This window comes from Mesorhizobium sp. 128a (assembly GCF_053848025.1).
Genome location: NZ_JBSPKY010000005.1, coordinates 191169 through 206112 on the forward strand (window position 1 = coordinate 191169; position 14944 = coordinate 206112).

The 14944-nt window shown below is 62.4% G+C and carries 18 protein-coding genes and 1 pseudogene; 5 read left to right on the plus strand and 14 right to left on the minus strand.

What is annotated here, in order from left to right; all coding sequences use genetic code 11:
• Positions 1–21: 21 nt before the first annotated feature.
• Together ACWTU9_RS11760 and ACWTU9_RS11765 are read right to left on the minus strand one after the other, a co-directional pair.
• Positions 22–234 (minus strand): cold-shock protein, encoded by a 213-nt coding sequence (locus tag ACWTU9_RS11760; RefSeq protein WP_112561038.1) that lies wholly within the window; start codon positions 232–234, stop codon positions 22–24.
• 351 nt (positions 235–585) lie between these two features.
• The gene (locus ACWTU9_RS11765; RefSeq protein ID WP_006202520.1) at positions 586–798 is read right to left on the minus strand and encodes a cold-shock protein; all 213 of its coding nucleotides are present in this window, start codon (positions 796–798) and stop codon (positions 586–588) included.
• A gap of 487 nt (positions 799–1285) precedes the next feature.
• Here ACWTU9_RS11765 and ACWTU9_RS11770 point away from each other — a divergent pair, with 487 nt between their 5' ends.
• Positions 1286–1696, plus strand: coding sequence for a Kazal-type serine protease inhibitor domain-containing protein (locus tag ACWTU9_RS11770; RefSeq protein ID WP_455858418.1), 411 nt, complete (start codon positions 1286–1288; stop codon positions 1694–1696).
• Between the two features lie 136 nt (positions 1697–1832).
• On the opposite strand, the gene ACWTU9_RS11775 is transcribed toward ACWTU9_RS11770, so the two are convergent.
• The 4 genes from ACWTU9_RS11775 to ACWTU9_RS11790 all read right to left on the minus strand — a co-directional run bounded on the left by ACWTU9_RS11775 (position 1833) and on the right by ACWTU9_RS11790 (position 2833).
• Positions 1833–2051 (minus strand): hypothetical protein, encoded by a 219-nt coding sequence (locus tag ACWTU9_RS11775; protein ID WP_455858419.1) that lies wholly within the window; start codon positions 2049–2051, stop codon positions 1833–1835.
• A gap of 77 nt (positions 2052–2128) precedes the next feature.
• On the minus strand, positions 2129–2266 hold the full coding sequence (locus tag ACWTU9_RS11780) for a hypothetical protein (RefSeq protein WP_181058783.1): 138 nt from the start codon (positions 2264–2266) through the stop codon (positions 2129–2131).
• A 37-nt stretch (positions 2267–2303) separates the two neighbouring features.
• Entirely contained in the window at positions 2304–2567 is a 264-nt protein-coding gene (locus ACWTU9_RS11785; RefSeq protein ID WP_455858420.1) for a hypothetical protein, read from the minus strand.
• Positions 2564–2833: a hypothetical protein gene (locus tag ACWTU9_RS11790; protein ID WP_455858421.1), complete on the minus strand. Its 270-nt coding sequence runs from the start codon at positions 2831–2833 to the stop codon at positions 2564–2566. The genes ACWTU9_RS11785 and ACWTU9_RS11790 overlap by 4 nt, the downstream gene beginning before the upstream one ends.
• Before the next feature lie 236 nt (positions 2834–3069).
• Here ACWTU9_RS11790 and ACWTU9_RS11795 point away from each other — a divergent pair, with 236 nt between their 5' ends.
• Together ACWTU9_RS11795 and ACWTU9_RS11800 are read left to right on the plus strand one after the other, a co-directional pair.
• Complete coding sequence (locus ACWTU9_RS11795) at positions 3070–3345, plus strand: hypothetical protein (RefSeq protein ID WP_455858422.1); 276 nt, start codon at positions 3070–3072, stop codon at positions 3343–3345.
• Positions 3346–3592: 247 nt separating this feature from the next.
• Complete coding sequence (locus tag ACWTU9_RS11800; RefSeq protein WP_455858423.1) at positions 3593–5227, plus strand: tetratricopeptide repeat-containing sulfotransferase family protein; 1635 nt, start codon at positions 3593–3595, stop codon at positions 5225–5227.
• A gap of 8 nt (positions 5228–5235) precedes the next feature.
• Here ACWTU9_RS11800 and ACWTU9_RS11805 read toward each other — a convergent pair whose 3' ends face one another.
• A complete protein-coding gene (locus ACWTU9_RS11805) occupies positions 5236–5586 on the minus strand; it encodes a DUF1428 domain-containing protein (protein WP_455858424.1) in 351 nt (116 codons plus the stop codon).
• Between the two features lie 94 nt (positions 5587–5680).
• Entirely contained in the window at positions 5681–6109 is a 429-nt protein-coding gene (locus ACWTU9_RS11810) for a VOC family protein (RefSeq protein ID WP_455858425.1), read from the minus strand.
• A 202-nt stretch (positions 6110–6311) separates the two neighbouring features.
• On the opposite strand from ACWTU9_RS11810, the gene ACWTU9_RS11815 reads away from it, so the two are divergent.
• Positions 6312–6926: a glutathione S-transferase family protein gene (locus ACWTU9_RS11815; RefSeq protein ID WP_455858426.1), complete on the plus strand. Its 615-nt coding sequence runs from the start codon at positions 6312–6314 to the stop codon at positions 6924–6926.
• Between the two features lie 49 nt (positions 6927–6975).
• Here ACWTU9_RS11815 and ACWTU9_RS11820 read toward each other — a convergent pair whose 3' ends face one another.
• The 4 genes and pseudogenes from ACWTU9_RS11820 to ACWTU9_RS11835 form a co-directional block, all read right to left on the minus strand.
• Positions 6976–7149 carry a hypothetical protein gene (locus tag ACWTU9_RS11820; RefSeq protein WP_454576906.1) on the minus strand — a complete coding sequence of 58 codons (174 nt, stop codon included), beginning with the start codon at positions 7147–7149 and terminating at the stop codon, positions 6976–6978.
• Between the two features lie 135 nt (positions 7150–7284).
• The gene (locus ACWTU9_RS11825) at positions 7285–7593 is read right to left on the minus strand and encodes a HigA family addiction module antitoxin (RefSeq protein WP_142869203.1); all 309 of its coding nucleotides are present in this window, start codon (positions 7591–7593) and stop codon (positions 7285–7287) included.
• A 30-nt stretch (positions 7594–7623) separates the two neighbouring features.
• Positions 7624–7899: pseudogene (locus tag ACWTU9_RS11830) on the minus strand (type II toxin-antitoxin system RelE/ParE family toxin); the annotation flags it as partial.
• A gap of 103 nt (positions 7900–8002) precedes the next feature.
• Positions 8003–9529 carry an ABC-F family ATP-binding cassette domain-containing protein gene (locus ACWTU9_RS11835; protein WP_455858427.1) on the minus strand — a complete coding sequence of 509 codons (1527 nt, stop codon included), beginning with the start codon at positions 9527–9529 and terminating at the stop codon, positions 8003–8005.
• Between the two features lie 381 nt (positions 9530–9910).
• Between ACWTU9_RS11835 and ACWTU9_RS11840 the strand changes: the two genes are divergently transcribed.
• Complete coding sequence (locus ACWTU9_RS11840) at positions 9911–10372, plus strand: hypothetical protein (RefSeq protein WP_455858428.1); 462 nt, start codon at positions 9911–9913, stop codon at positions 10370–10372.
• Positions 10373–10374: 2 nt separating this feature from the next.
• Here the strand turns inward: ACWTU9_RS11840 and uvrB are convergent, their stop codons facing one another.
• Entirely contained in the window at positions 10375–13548 is a 3174-nt protein-coding gene (gene uvrB / locus ACWTU9_RS11845; protein ID WP_455858429.1) for an excinuclease ABC subunit UvrB, read from the minus strand.
• Positions 13549–13670: 122 nt separating this feature from the next.
• A complete protein-coding gene (locus ACWTU9_RS11850) occupies positions 13671–14924 on the minus strand; it encodes a hypothetical protein (protein ID WP_455858430.1) in 1254 nt (417 codons plus the stop codon).
• Between the last annotated feature and the right edge of the window lie 20 nt (positions 14925–14944).

Below are 14944 nucleotides of genomic sequence, written 5' to 3' on the forward strand. Positions count from 1 at the left end.
CCCAGACTGTCTTCAGCCGGCTTAGCCGACCGACAGATTGACGGCCTTCGGACCCTTGCCGCGCTTGTCCGGCTCGGTGTCGAATGTCACTTTCTGCCCATCCTCCAGACCGGGAAGACCCGACGCCTGCACGGCGGAAATATGGACGAAGACATCCTTCTGCCCGTCGTCCGGCGTGATGAAGCCGAAGCCTTTGGCATGATTGAAGAATTTGACGGTGCCGGTCTGCGGCATGGGAAGCTCCCTTTGATCCCATAAAGTCCAGTTTTCGGGCCGGCAAATGCCCGAAGGGAAATTTGTCCTTTATTTTAGCGCCATCGGCAAGAGAAAGTTTTGACGAACTCGGCAACGATCAAGGGGGCTCAAATAGATCGTTGCACCGAAGGCAGTTCTCGTCAGACGATCGCTCCGGCGACCAGCCGTTCCATGAGCGGTCGGGTGTCCTTTGCCACGGCGACGGCGGACATGAAAAAGGCGCGACGGGAAACGTCGCGCCTTCGAATATCTGGGACGGCTGACAAAGCCGGTTCAAGCGCGCTCAGCGCTTTTTTCGCGCGCCCTGGCGGGCGCGCCGGCAACGCCGGTTCAGGCCGCGCGGAGATTGACCGCCTTCGGACCCTTGCCCATGCGATCGGGTTCAACGTCGAACGTTACCTTCTGGCCGTCGACGAGGGTACGCAGGCCCGAAGCCTCGATCGCGGAAATGTGGACGAACACATCCTTGGCGCCGCCGTCGGGCGTGATGAAGCCGAAGCCTTTGGTCGCGTTGAAGAATTTAACGGTGCCGGTCTGGGCCATTGGGGAAACTCCTTCACCCGTGTCAGTCTTGTGGTTTGCCCGCCGCCTGGCATCGTGGGCAAGTCCCGGTGGTTGCTTCGGCAGTCCTGCATTTGCGCATGGTAAAACCCCCCGCCGAAAACGGGGCCGTCAGAGATTCACAGTATCGGGGAAAGGTCGTCCAAAACGTTCCGCTCTCCGGGTCGCAAATGCCCGAACACAAAATTTATCGCACGGAAACGTGATAGTTGCAAGATAGCGCCGCGGGCCGCGGCCATCGACGCTTCCCAACGCAGGCGCTTCGATAAACCCGGCCCTGTTGGCGGTCATCAGCCAGAGCCCGGCCACGCATGGTCCAGCGGATATAGTCCAAGGTCAAAGCAATGCGGGAGACGGGTATCGCATGGCTCCGCCGCGCCGCAAACAGGGGTTGCATTTGGCAAGGGAATGACGAGGATCGACAGGCGCGTTTTGCGCCGGGACGGGGGGTCTCGAGGGAGGCATATTCATGAGATCTCTTGCGACGATCTTCTCGCGCCAGGGTTTTGCCATTCTCTTCCTGTCGGGTCTTCTTGCGGCCTGCACCGTCGTCGTCGATGAGGGGCCGGGACCGCGTCCGCGCCCGCCACGGCCCGAACCGGAATTCTGCACCAGGGAATACGAGCCGGTCTGCGCGCGGCGCGGTGGCGACCGCCAGACCTTCGCCAATGCCTGCCTCGCGGAGCGCTCGGGCTACCGCATCGTGCGCGACGGCCCTTGCGGTGATGGCGGTGGCGGCGGCGGTGGCGAGGAGCCGACGTTATGCACCCGCGAATACGCGCCTGTCTGCGCCCGCCGTCATGGCGAGCTGCGCACCTTCCCCAACGCCTGCGAGGCTCGTGCCGCCGATTATCGCGTCGTCGACAACGGTCCCTGCTGAGCGGGCGAAGAACGGGGCGAGACCTGTGGCTCGCCCCGAGGGCGGACAGCCGCGCCAGCGCCAAGGCCGGGAAGGGTGGCTGGACGAAATGAGACGAGCGCTTAGCGTCGCGCGCGGATCAGGTCGGAATGGTTGCCTACGCCGGATACGCCCCGTCGGCGGGGCCGGCGTAGAGTTCTGCGCCGTTCTCGTCGCAGATACGCAAGCGATCGGGGATCTGCGGCATGGCCAGCGTATGGAACAGCGCGGTGGCGCCCTGCAGGGCGGCGCGCAGGTTCGGCGCGTCAAGCGACACCTTGTCGAGCGTGGCTTCGTCAGTGTTGCGCGAGCGGTAAAACTCGATAAAGAACGTCAAGCAAGCCTCCGTTGCAGAGTTTTGCGCGAGATCGTCGGTCCCTTGCCGGCAGGCACACGAAGCGCCCCGCGGGCTGGTCAGCCCTTCGACTTCGGCTTCAGGCTGCTCTCTGCCTGCTTGACGGCGGAACCGAACGGGGAGGCGGCCTTGGCCACCACCTTGTCTTTCTTGGGCTTGCGCGTTTCGCGGTTGCTGCGCTGCTGACCTTTGGCCATCTTGTCTGCTCCTCGTATGTGTTGGGTGGGCGCGGTGTCAGATGGCCGGCTTGTCGGTGACAACCGGGTCAGCCACTTCGAGATTGTCTTCCGTCGTCACCCGCTCGTAAGTCTCCTGCTCGCTGCGGATGCGGTATTGCGGCGAGCCGTCCTTGACCGGCAATCTGCTCTTGATCTGAAACAGCTCCGCCGTCTTCTGGGCGAGACCGCTGCGACTCTTCATTCGCACGGTCTCGCCGATGGCGAACAGGTGCGAGGGCGTGTCGGTGCGCGGACGCGCATTCTGCTGGAAGCGGATCATGCTGCGTTCTCCTGGTCGCGCCTCAGCGCTGTTTCGAGTTCGAGGTAGTCTATGGCGACAAGCTGGCTGGTGGTCGAGTTCTTCACCGCCCTTGCCGGCAAATGGATGAAGGTGGCGACGCGACGCCAGGCAAGTCGCGACATGCCCTCGATCAGCTCTTCATCGTGATCGATGTCATAGTCGCCGGCCGGCAGTTGCCCTTCCAGTCCGCCGAGCACGAAGGGTGCCGCGAAATGGGCGATGGAATGGGTGGTGCGCTCCGACATTGGCTTGGCTCTGGTTCCGCCTGGACGCGCTGCACGCCACTGTGCCGGCAATTCAGATATGGGCGATTTGGAATGAGTTTGGCGGGTCGAGAACTTCTGACGCCGCGATATGCCAAGCTTGGCCCAAAAACGATCTTGCAACTCATAGCCTTAAACAGCGGCTTGTTCAAGATAATTTCTGGCTCGATTCGGCCCGTCTAAAAATTTAAAGCATGTAAATCTTGGATAAAACTGCTATGAACTCATTATATCAACAAATCCCCTATCGATGGCGCGCCGGAATAATTGTCCTGTCGTCTGCTTTTATTTTTTCTGAAAAGGCGAAAACTATGAGAATCATGAAAACACCGGACGGCCCAGCCGCGACCATCGCGCCAGTCGTTGCGTTCCCGAAAGCCCTCTCTGTGCGCCTGACGATAAGGAGCGACGAAGCGGCACGGCGCAAGGTCGCCGACACTGACGGGACGTTGCGGCGGGAGCGCCAGCTTGTCGAAAGCAACCGGCTGATTTGACCGGCCGAGCTTTGTCATGACCTGCAGCGCAGCGCGCTGGCTGGACACCCCGCAGCACTTTGATTTTACGCTCGGTTCTTGTCCGGACCGAAGACGACACCCGCTGCGATCTGCCCTTGAATCTGTCTCTTCCATGCCTTAGGTCCGGCAAGCGGACAAACACGGCAGGTTTCCCATCAACAGAGATCAGAGAAGAGCGGCGGGTGCTGGAACTGGCGGACAGCCGCCGCTGGGCCTCGACCAATATGTGCAGCAGGCGCTGCAGCTGCATCAGGCCGGGCGCCGGCAGGAGGCCGAGGCGCTCTACCGGCAGGTGCTGGCGCGCAATGCCAATCACGCGGCGGCGGCACACTTCCTGGGCTTGCTGCTGCACCAGACCGGGCGCAGCGCCGAAGGGCTCGAGCTGATCGAGCAGTCGGTGCGTCTGCAGCCGAAGAATCCCGATTTCCTCAACAATCTCGGCACGGTGATGCGCGATCTCGGTCGCGTTGCAGCGGCCGCCGATTTCTTCCGCGGGGCGGTCGATCTCAAGCCCGACCAGCTCGCGGCACGCGATAATCTGGGTTCGGCGTTGAAACAGCTCGGCCAGTTCGAGGAGGCCGAAGCGATCTATCGCGGCACAGTCGGGCGCAATCCCTTCCATGTCCGTGCCCGCATCGGGCTTGCCGAAACGCTGCAGGAGGCCGGGCGTCTGAAGGAGGCGCTGGCAACCTTCCGCGAGGCGCTGACCATCCGGCCCAAGGATGCCGACCTGTTGCATGGGCTCGGCGTCGGGCTGATGGAAAAAGGCAAGCTCGATGAAGCGGCCGATCTATTTCGGCAGGCGCTGGCGATCACGCCGGGCATGGCCAAAGCCTGGCTGATGCTGACGCAGGTCAAGCGCCAGAAGGAGCGCGACGCCGAACTCGCCGGCATGGAGGCACAGCATGCCAAGGCGCCCGCCGACAGCGTGGCGCGCATGCAGCTCTCCTTCGGCCTCGGCAAGGCCAATGACGATTTGAAGGATTACAGCAGGGCCTTCGATTATTTCGCCGAAGGCAATGCCATTCGCCGCAAGGGCATCGACTACGATCCTGTCAGGACACGCGCCGAATTCGATGCGATGAAGACGGTGTTCGACGCCGGATTTTTCGAAAAGCACAAGCCAGCCGCGCTATCGGACGACACGCCGATCTTTGTCGTCGGCATGCCGCGCTCCGGCACCACGCTGGTCGAGCAGATCATCGCCAGCCATCCTGAGGTCTACGGTGCGGGCGAGCTCAGCATTTTGAAGACCGCAGTCGGCAAGCAGTTCCCGACAACCATGCCCGGCGGCTTCCCCTGGGGACTGGTTGACGTATCCGACACGGAGTTCGCCGAGGCAGGCCGAGCCTATCTCGACATGTTGCATGCCCGCTATCCCAACTTCAGGCATGTCACCGACAAGATGCCTGGCAACTTCCTGCTCATCGGCTTTATCCATATGATGCTGCCGAACGCCAAAATCATCCATTGCGCACGCGACGCGGTGGCGACCTGCCTTTCGATCTACAAGGTGCATTTCCGCGGCGACAGTCACCGCTACGGCTATGATCTCGGCGAACTCGCCGACTTCCACAATCTCTACACCGACATCATGGCGCATTGGCGCAGCGTGCTGCCCGGCATCGTCCACGATGTGCGCTACGAGGATTTCGTCGCCGACCAGGAAGGACAGACGCGGGCGCTGATCGCGCATCTCGGCCTACCCTGGGATGACAAGGTGCTGTCTTTCCACGAGACCGATCGTCCGGTGCGCACGGCTTCGGCGGCGCAAGTGCGCCAGCCGATGTATCAGGGCTCGATCGATCTGTGGAAGCGGTATGGCGACAGGCTGAAGCCGCTGCTGGACAAGTTGGACTGAGGTGGCGGCTACAGCTCCACGAAGGGCTGGAAGCCGCCGAAGATCATGCGCTTCATATCGAAGGGCATAGGTCGATCGGGTGTAAAACGCGGGTCGGCCATCACCTTGGCCATGACGGCATCGCGGCTCGCGCGCGATTGGTAGACGGCCCAGGCGAAGATGACCACTTCGTCGTCCTTGGCCTGCACGGCACGCGGAAACGAGGTGACTTCGCCATAAGGGACGTCGTCACCGATGCATTCGACATAGGAAAGCGCGCCGTGCTCCATCCAGATCGGTCCAGCCAGATTGGCCAGCTTCTTGTAGTCATCAAGCTTCGCCTTCGGCACTGCGAGTACAAAACCATCGACATAGGACATTGCGGGTTCCTTTCGTGAAATCGGGCGCCGGGTCGGCAGGGGTGCAACCCGGCGCGTGAGGCGCATCACAGAGGACGATGCGCTCCTGGAGGTACTAGGTCTTCTTCACCGGCGCGTTCATCGCCCATTCGACGCCGAAGGGGTCGCGCATGTTGCCCCACTGGTCGCCCCAGAACATGACCTGCAGCGGCACGGCGACTTCGCAGCCGGCCTCGACGGCGCGCTTCCACCAGGCCTCGATGTCGTCGGCGCCGAGATGGAGCTGCATGGTGTAGCCCTGCGGCTTGACGGCGGGCATGCCGTTTTCGGGATAGAAGTCGGAGAGCATCAAGGTCGAGCCGTTGATGTGGAGATGGATGTGCATGGTGCGGCCCTGGTCGTCCGGCGGATAGAAGAACACCTGCTCGGCGCCGAAGGCCTTCTTGTAGAATTCGGCAGCCTTGAAGGCGCCGTCCAGTTGCAGATAGGGGGTCAATCCACCGAGAACTTTCGCGGCTGGCTGAACGGGGGTCTGGTCGGTCATGTCTTGCTCCTCTTTGCGTTTGGTCTGGGCGCTTGATGTGGTCTTGCGAACCCCAGGACGAACGAGGCGGCGGCAATCCTACATGGCCGCTGCGATTTTTTGGCATGAAATGAACTTGCGTCGGCGGTGCCCAATCAGAGCGCAATCCTCGCCGCCCGCAGGCTAGAACAGGGGACTGCTTCTTCAACCGCCTGAGACGACTATGATCCTCTACTACCAGACCCACTCGCCCTTCGCGCGCAAGGCACTGGTCTTCGCCCATGAGGTCGGCCTTGCCAATCGGCTCAAGGTCATTCATCACGAGACCAGCCCGACCTTGCGAAACGCCCGTGTCTATGCCGAAAACCCGCTTGGCAAGGTGCCGGTGCTGCTGCGGCCGGATGCGTCGCCGCTCTTCGATTCCGATGTCATTTGCGCCTATCTCGACACGCTGCATGACGGCCGCAGGCTGGTGCCGCAGGATGGCGAGGCGCGCTGGCAGGCGCTGCGGCTGCAGGCGGTGGCTCAGGGTCTGGCGCAGACTGGTATAGCCTTGCGCTGGGAGACGGAGAGAAGGCCCGAACAGTTGCGCTACGCCGCGCTCGCTGAAGGATACAAAGACAAGATCGAGGCGAGCTATGACTGGATCGACAGCACGCTGGACGACGAGGCGCCGCTGCATGTCGGCCATATAGCGCTCGCCACCACACTATCCTGGATGGCGTTCCGCCAGCTTCCGTCGTTTCGCGCCAGGACACGTCTGACACGCTGGTTCGAGGCGTTCGAAAAGCGCGGATCGATGCAGGCGACGCCGCTTTCGGGCGATACGCATGACTGAGCAACGGTCGCCCCGCGGCGGCCTGCATCGATATTTTCCGACTGCATGGTCAGGATGCCCTGCAGATCCGCGGGCCGTTTTGCGCGTCGATGACGATTTCCGGCCAGCCAATATCCTTGCGCAGTTCGATCGGCAGGGACAGCAGCTCGCGTTCGCTGCGATAGCGGGCGCGGTTCTGTGCGTAGCGGGCGGCAACGCGGCCTATGGATGACAAAATGGACATGATGCTTTCTCCTCAGATGAAGCCGGCATCATCGTGTCGGCATCCCAAGGACGCAGCAGATTCAGGCGATCCGACAGGTCGTCGAAATTTTTTTGCTGCAGAATTGATATCCCATTCAGACGCCGCCGAATGTGACTACGCAACCTTGAGCGTCGGGATGGCTGAAACATCAACTTCACGCTCGGCGTGCCAGGCATCGAAAGCCGCCTGCATCCGAAGCCAGATCGCGGCGCCGTCGCCGAACAGCTTCCCAAGGCGGGCAGCCACAGCCGGCGAAACCGGTTTCTTTTCGCGGATGATGTCATAGAGCTGCTGTCGGGAGATCCCGAGCAGATTTGCGATTTCCACCTTGGTCTTTCCAGTTGCCGGGATAATGTCCTCAAGCAGCGCTCCCGGGTGGGAGGGACAACGCTCAATCGGACGCGTCGGCTTGTGCACGGTCATAAGTCGAACTTCTCCAATCTGGCCGCCTCGGTGGTATTGCTCGAAATCGACGCGGACGGCGTCCATGCCGTCGAACTCAAATGTGATGCACCACGGGCCATTGACATGGACCGTGTAGCGGATGGGATCGAAGCCTTTCAGCGCGTGGAAGTCGAAGCCGGGGAGGTTCATCTCCTCCGGCGTTTCTGAAGCTTCCAGGCGGTCAAGCCGGACAAGAATGCGCTTGTGCATCTTGGCGTCGATCTTGCCGGTTTTCCCGGTTTGAAAGAGGTCCCACAGCGCCTTATTCTTGAAGGACTTGATCATGACGTATGTAAACATATTGCTTACATAAATCAAAAGGATGTAAGCAGATAATTTACAGACGAATTGATCATCCATAAGTCGATCGAGCGTCGATCCTTCGCCCTCAACCGTCTGCTTCGGCCACAGAACGGAAGAAGTCTTCCGGGTCCTCGACTTCCGTCAGCCGCCGTTTGTCGATCAACCAGAAACGGTTGCCGATGGCGCGGATGAAGGATCTGTCATGCGAGGCGAGCACGCAGCTCGCCTGGTGCTTCAGCAACTCCTCCTCCAGTGCCTCCTGGCCGTCGATATCGAGATGGTTGGTCGGCTCGTCGAGCAGGTAGAAATTGGGGTTGGCGAGCCTCAGCGCCAGCATCATCAGCCGCGCCTTCTGGCCGCCAGACAGCACGCCGATCTTTTTGTCCTGCATCTCGATGACCACGCCGGCGCCGGCGAGCAGCGAGCGGGCGCGCTGCTCGCCGACATCGTAGCGGCGCGAAACCATGGCCAGCGGCGTGTCGTCGCCGCTGATCCCGGCGAGCGCCTGGTCGCTGTAACCGAGCACCGTCGACGGCGTCACCTTCAGGTTGGGCACGGTGTCCGGATCGGCGATGGCGTTGCGGATCAGATTGATGAAACGCGACTTGCCGACGCCGTTGCGGCCGAGCAGCACGATGCGGTCGCCCTGGCAGATGTGGCGCTTGCCGGTCTTGAACAGCAGCGTGCCGTCGGGCGTCTCCACCGCGGCGTCGTCGAGTGTGACCAGCACCTTGGCGTGGGTGCCGCGGTTGGCCAGCCTGATCGCTCCGGCCGATTTCTCGCGATGCGCGGATACCGCCGCTTCTTCCAGCCTCTCCGCCCGTTCCCGGAGCTGCTTGGTTTTCACTGTCAGGAGGTCGCTGCCGGAATTGATGCCGATGTTGTTCAGCTTCGCCGCTTGCTTTCGCAACTGCTGCGCCACCTTCATATCGCGCTCGAACCTGCGCGCCATCGAAGCGTCCAGTTCGTCCAGGGCCTGCCTTGCCCTGGAGTAGGGTAGCGCGAACACCGGCGATTCCTCAGGGCGCAGGAACAGCGTGCGGTTGGTGGTGGCGTCGAGAAAGGCGCGGTCGTGGCTGGCGATCACCACCGGCACCTCGCGCTGCAGCGCGTTCAGCCAGGTCTCCAGCTGGCTGATCTTGGCGAGGTCGAGATGGTTGGTCGGCTCGTCGAGCAAAAGCACATCTGGCTCGGTGACCCAGACGCGGGCGATCAGCGCCAGCCGCTGCCAGCCGCCGCTCAGCGCCTGCATTTCTCGCTCGCGCATCGGCTCCGGCACGTCGAGCGAATCCAGCACTACGTCGACCCGCCACAACTCGCTGTCGGCCTGCTCCGGTGGCAAGGCGTCGGCCACCACCTGGTGGAAGGTGCGGCCGAGAAGGGCAGGGGGGACCGACTGTTCGACATGGCCGACGCGAAGGCCGCGCGTGCGGGTGATGTCGCCGGAGGTCGGCTCCATCGCGCCGGTCAGGCACTTCAGCAAGGTCGACTTGCCGCGGCCATTGGCGGCAACGATGCCGAGCCGGTCGCCGGTGCCGATGGTGAGATCAAGATTGGAAAACAGCGGCGCACTCATGGTGACGCCGAGGGATTTGAGGCTGATCAGGGCCATTTTTGATTTCTCTGGTCTTGCCGGAGACAACTCCGGATGCACTTTGACGGTGTGCGTGCCGGCCATCAGGCTCAGCGTTGCGCACCACGAAGGGCAGACCAAAAAATCGAAGCGGGAAAACCCGTGATGTCCCTGGTCAGCCCTGCAAGCTCGCCTGCAGGGCAGAAATCGGGCCACGCTGACGGTGGTGACGATGAAACGTAAACACGTGAGCCCTCCTTTCAAGACAAGACGTTGAGTGTGGGTGGTGACTACACCAGACGCGAGGGTGAGGGCAAGGGTCCGCCGTTGGGTCGCCAGCTGTTGTTGGCGTTAAGCCCATCTTGTATCCACAGGCAATGTCCGTCAGAACTACTGGGTAACCGACATCGGATCCTCGGAATGCTGAGCAGAGAGCCTCTTTATCGGCGGGAAAACACGCGAACTCATGGTGTTCGCCACGGAGGCAGCGATTACAAGTTTTCCCGGCATGTCAAAAGAGAGAGCACGACAAGCCGCGGCTCGATGCACGGAAAAAAGCAGCAAGGGCTCGATTACACACCGCTGTTTCGGTTCCTGCTTTCAAAGGTCGGACAGGACTGGTCCGAAGTTCACAGCCAGGCGGTAGCGCGGCTCGATCGACAAGACCCGATCTTCTGGATGGTGGCGCTCAATGACGGCGACAAGAAGCCGTTCGTCCGCATAGGGGACAATTCATATTACAGCGGCTTGTATGTCGATGAGGACAATCGCTTGGCGCTTGTAGATCCGGACCTCAGGCTGGAAGACATGAAGCCCAGTTGTTCGTGTTGTACGCACACATTCAATGGCGTCCCGTTCGTCCGAGAATACGAAGCCGGCTGAGCCTACTTCCCCGGCCTGCCCGTCTTTCCCGGCCGGCGCTTTTCGCGGCGGGCGTCGCCTGGATCCTCGTAGGAGCCGATACCGGTTCGCTGGCGCACAATTGGCTTGACGGAATCGTCGCGATCCTTCGCGCCCCCCTCTGTCCTGCCGGACATCTCCCCCACTTGGAGGGAGATTGGCTGTGGCTTGGCCGGCACTTTTCCTTCGACGGGCTTTTCGGTGCGGCGCACCGTCATCTCATCAAGCGAGTTCTTCTTGAACAGCGGCTTGGTAGCATCGCCCGGAATGCCGAAATCGGAGCCGTGCGCTTCGGATGCCGACTGTTTCTTGAACAGCGAACGCGAGACGGCGCCTGCCGGCGTCGGCATGTCGGTGCCGGGCCCCATGTCGTCGATCGAGGGCTTGGCGAAGAGCGGCTTCTTCACCGGCACGGCGCCATCGGCGCCCATCTCGTCTAGATCGGGCTTGCGGAAGAGGTTGGGGCGGGCAGCCTTGGCCGCCTCTTCGGCGGCGCGGGCTTCATCGAGTTTGCGGAAACGCTCCTGTTCCTCAACCGTACGATGTTTGGCCACGCCCTTGTTGTGCTTGCCCTTCTCGCGGCCCGAAACCGGGCTTTCCATGTCGGCGTATTTGGCGAGCGGGTCCTCCGCGATCGACAGCTCCATCTCGCGCAAGCGCTTGATCTCGTCGCGGATGCGGGCGGCCTTCTCGAAGTCGAGATTGGCGGCCGCGTCGCGCATCTGCTTTTCCATCGCGTCGAGATGGGCCTTGAGATTGTTGCCCATCATGGCGCCGGCGCTGTCGGTGAACTGCGAGATATCGGCGCGGACGTGGTCCTTCTCGTAGACCGAATCCAGAATGTCGGAGATGCGCGACTTCACCGATTCCGGGGTGATGCCGTTGGCCGCGTTCCACTCCATCTGCTTTTCGCGGCGACGGTTAGTCTCGGCCATCGCCCGCTCCATCGAGCCGGTGATCTGGTCGGCATAGAGGATGACCTTGCCGTCGACGTTTCTGGCGGCGCGGCCTATGGTCTGGATCAGCGACGTCTCCGAACGCAGGAAGCCCTCCTTGTCGGCATCGAGAATGGCGACGAAGCCGCATTCGGGAATGTCGAGGCCTTCGCGCAGCAGGTTGATGCCGACCAGCACGTCGAAGGCGCCGAGGCGCAAATCCCTAAGAATCTCGATGCGCTCCAGCGTATCGATGTCGGAGTGCATGTAGCGGACGCGCACGCCCTGCTCGTGCAGATATTCGGTCAGGTCCTCGGCCATGCGCTTGGTCAGCACCGTGACCAGCGTGCGGTAGCCGGCGGCGGTGGTGTCGCGGATCTCGCCGACGACATCGTCGACCTGGCTCTTGGCCGGGCGGACCTCGACCGGTGGGTCGATCAGGCCGGTCGGGCGGATGACCTGCTCGGCAAAGACGCCGCCGGAGTGTTCCATTTCCCAGCCGCCGGGCGTCGCCGACACCGCGACCGAGAGCGGTCGCATGGCGTCCCATTCCTCGAAGCGCAGCGGACGGTTGTCCATGCAGGACGGCAGGCGGAAGCCGTATTCGGCCAGCGTCGCCTTGCGGCGAAAGTCGCCGCGATACATGCCGCCGATCTGCGGCACGGTGACGTGGCTTTCGTCGACGAAGACCAACGCATTGTCGGGGATGTATTCGAACAAGGTTGGCGGCGGGTCGCCCGGCTGGCGCCCGGTGAGATAGCGCGAATAATTCTCGATGCCGGCGCACGAGCCGGTCGCCTCCAGCATCTCGAGGTCGAAGCGGGTGCGCTGCTCCAGCCGCTGCGCTTCCAGCAGACGTCCAGCCTTTTCAAGCTCTTGCAGGCGCTGCTTGAGCTCTTCCTTGATCGACTTGATGGCTTGATTCAAGGTCGGGCGCGGCGTCACATAGTGCGAGTTGGCGTAAATCTTCACGCTCTTCAGTTCGCCGGTTTTCTGGCCGGTGAGCGGGTCGAATTCGGTGATCGCCTCGATCTCATCGCCAAACATCGAAATGCGCCAGGCGCGGTCCTCAAGGTGGGCCGGGAAGATCTCGATCGTATCGCCGCGGACGCGGAACGAGCCGCGGACGAAGTTGATGTCCTGGCGCTTGTATTGCTGGGCGACGAGGTCGGCGAGCAGAGCGCGCTGGTCGAGCCGGTCGCCGATCTGCATCTGGAAGGTCATCGCCGTATAGGTCTCGACCGAACCGATACCGTAGATGCAGGATACCGAGGCGACGATGATGACGTCGTCGCGCTCGAGCAGCGAGCGCGTCGCCGAATGGCGCATGCGGTCGATCTGCTCGTTGATCGAGGATTCCTTCTCGATGAACGTATCGGTGCGCGGGACGTAGGCCTCCGGCTGGTAGTAGTCGTAATAGGAGACGAAATATTCCACCGCGTTGTCGGGGAAGAATTTCTTGAACTCGGAATAGAGCTGCGCGGCCAGCGTCTTGTTGGGCGCCAGGATCAAGGCGGGGCGCTGGGTCTCCTCGATCACCTTGGCCATGGTGAAGGTCTTGCCGGAGCCGGTAACGCCGAGCAGCACCTGGGTGCGGTCGTTGTTGTCGACGCCTTCGACGAGATCCTTGATCGCCGTCGGCTGGTCGCCGGCCGGCTCGAAATCCGACACCATCTTGATGGCGATGCCGCCTTCGGATTTTTCCGGGCGGGCAGGGCGGTGCGGCGTCCACAGCACGCCGTCCTTGTGCAGCGGATTGCCGGATTCGATCAGCGCCGACAGTGCCGCCACCGTGGCGGTGACACCGCTCGACGTCATGGTCTCGGCGTCTTCCAGCGAGATGTCGAGACCGGCGACCGGGTTGAGACCGGCTGCCGTGCGTTCGCGCGCCGTGGCCGCGCCACCCATCGAGGTGCCGCGTGCCGTGCGTCCGGGAGCGGCGGATCGCTCGGGTATCTTTTTCGCGGCCTTTGGCGATTTGCCGTCCTTGCCGGAAAGGCGTCCTTCCTTCTCGGCCTCCTGCTCGATCTGCTCGGCCCAGTCCGCAATCGAGCCGGTCAGCGGCGTACCGGTGAAATCGGCTTGCGGCGCCTCGGCGAAGCCACCCTTGTGCAGCGGCTCCGAGGCATCGAGGAAATCGGTCAGCGGGCTGCGCCGCTTGGGCGGCGAAGCGCTGTTATCACCCACCGTCGAGGGCGTCTTTTTATCAGGGAGTTTGGCCATGCCCCGAATATGGGCAGAGTCCGCCAAAATGGAAAGGGTGCAGTGGCGAGCGGCCTGATGCGAGCCGACGCTGCTGACACAAGGGTGTCAGGAGCGCTGGCGCGACTGCCTTGCGACGGTCCTCAGTTGAACCATAGCGCAAAGGTCAAAAACCCGGCGCCGCCGAACTGGCGCTGGATCTGGTCGAACTCGTCGCTGGTCAGGATCTTGCCACTCTCGAGATAGGGCGCGATCGCAGGGCCGGTGATCGACAGAACCAGGTCGAAATTCTTCGGCTCCTCGAAGAAGCGCTTCATGTTGATGCCCTTGTCGGCGATGCGGAAATGCGGCAGCAGTGTGCGACCTTCGAGCAGATCCTCGGCCATGGTCAAGGCGGCGAGCCAGGCCTGCACCTGCTCTTCGCCGACTTCGAGCCCGGTCAGCGGGTTGGCGCCCTTCTGCTGCGGGCCGGGCAGCCACTCGCGGTCATTGTCGGTCTCGGTGCGGATCGCCTTCCAGTCCTCACGTGATAGCCGGATCATCTCCAGCAAATGGCGGCGCGCCGCCTGCCGGCGCTCGGGCTCGACCACCGGCCAGTTGACGAGATGGACCAGCGAGATGAAGTCGGCAATGCGCCATTCCGAGGCCAACATGCCGCCGCTGCCGCCGTCCAGCGGCACCAGCGTGTCCTGCAGCGGCAGTTTGGCGTGCGGGAACAGCATGTGGAACGAGCCGTCGAACATGTTTCGGAAATCATGCGCGAGCCAGAAATCGGCCTGCGCCATCAGGAACTCGGCATAGCCCTGCAGCCAGTAGCCGTCGGCGCGGTCGAAGCGGAAGGCGAGCGCCGGCGCGGTATCGTCGGGTGCGATGCCGCCACGCGCCAGCGAGGCCATGATGGCGGCCATGCTTTCGTCCGGCGCGATGGCGCCGTCTTCGTTGAGATCGATGCCGACATGGGTGAGGTCGATGACCATGCCGATATCGGCATCCGCCGGTACAGAGCGCAGCGTGGCGGCGGATTTCTCCAGCCGGTCGCGGAAGGCGACCAGGATGGCGCGGAACTGCTCGTAGGTCAGCGGTTCGGGACTGGGATTGTCGGGGACCGGAAGCCGCATCAGCGGCAGCATAAAGGATTGCGGGCTTTCGAAACCGTGACGGTGCAGGCCGCCGCCAAGGATTTCCAGCGCGGTGAAGAATTCGCCAGCGCCGGCGGCATAGGCCGCTGCCGGATCGCCTGATGCCGCGGCTTCGAGCGCGGTCAGCGCGGCATTGCGGTCGGACACGGTTTTGGCTTCGAACAAAGCGGTTGCCGCTTCGGGCGCCGCGGCGCGGGCGGAAGATATCGGCAGCAACAGAAGGAGGGCCGACGCCAGCAGGCCTGCAAAACGTGTCATCTCATTCCTCCACCATGTCA

Bases quoted from the DNA above. Each gene is read 5' to 3' on its own strand.
- ACWTU9_RS11760 (WP_112561038.1), bottom strand. From the start codon at position 234: ATGCCGCAGACCGGCACCGTCAAATTCTTCAATCATGCCAAAGGCTTC.
- ACWTU9_RS11765 (WP_006202520.1), bottom strand. From the start codon at position 798: ATGGCCCAGACCGGCACCGTTAAATTCTTCAACGCGACCAAAGGCTTC.
- ACWTU9_RS11770 (WP_455858418.1), top strand. From the start codon at position 1,286: ATGAGATCTCTTGCGACGATCTTCTCGCGCCAGGGTTTTGCCATTCTC.
- ACWTU9_RS11780 (WP_181058783.1), bottom strand. From the start codon at position 2,266: ATGGCCAAAGGTCAGCAGCGCAGCAACCGCGAAACGCGCAAGCCCAAG.
- ACWTU9_RS11785 (WP_455858420.1), bottom strand. From the start codon at position 2,567: ATGATCCGCTTCCAGCAGAATGCGCGTCCGCGCACCGACACGCCCTCG.
- ACWTU9_RS11790 (WP_455858421.1), bottom strand. From the start codon at position 2,833: ATGTCGGAGCGCACCACCCATTCCATCGCCCATTTCGCGGCACCCTTC.
- ACWTU9_RS11795 (WP_455858422.1), top strand. From the start codon at position 3,070: ATGAACTCATTATATCAACAAATCCCCTATCGATGGCGCGCCGGAATA.
- ACWTU9_RS11805 (WP_455858424.1), bottom strand. From the start codon at position 5,586: ATGTCCTATGTCGATGGTTTTGTACTCGCAGTGCCGAAGGCGAAGCTT.
- ACWTU9_RS11810 (WP_455858425.1), bottom strand. From the start codon at position 6,109: ATGACCGACCAGACCCCCGTTCAGCCAGCCGCGAAAGTTCTCGGTGGA.
- ACWTU9_RS11815 (WP_455858426.1), top strand. From the start codon at position 6,312: ATGATCCTCTACTACCAGACCCACTCGCCCTTCGCGCGCAAGGCACTG.
- ACWTU9_RS11820 (WP_454576906.1), bottom strand. From the start codon at position 7,149: ATGTCCATTTTGTCATCCATAGGCCGCGTTGCCGCCCGCTACGCACAG.
- ACWTU9_RS11825 (WP_142869203.1), bottom strand. From the start codon at position 7,593: ATGACCGTGCACAAGCCGACGCGTCCGATTGAGCGTTGTCCCTCCCAC.
- ACWTU9_RS11835 (WP_455858427.1), bottom strand. From the start codon at position 9,529: ATGGCCCTGATCAGCCTCAAATCCCTCGGCGTCACCATGAGTGCGCCG.
- ACWTU9_RS11840 (WP_455858428.1), top strand. From the start codon at position 9,911: ATGCTGAGCAGAGAGCCTCTTTATCGGCGGGAAAACACGCGAACTCAT.
- uvrB (WP_455858429.1), bottom strand. From the start codon at position 13,548: ATGGCCAAACTCCCTGATAAAAAGACGCCCTCGACGGTGGGTGATAAC.
- ACWTU9_RS11850 (WP_455858430.1), bottom strand. From the start codon at position 14,924: ATGACACGTTTTGCAGGCCTGCTGGCGTCGGCCCTCCTTCTGTTGCTG.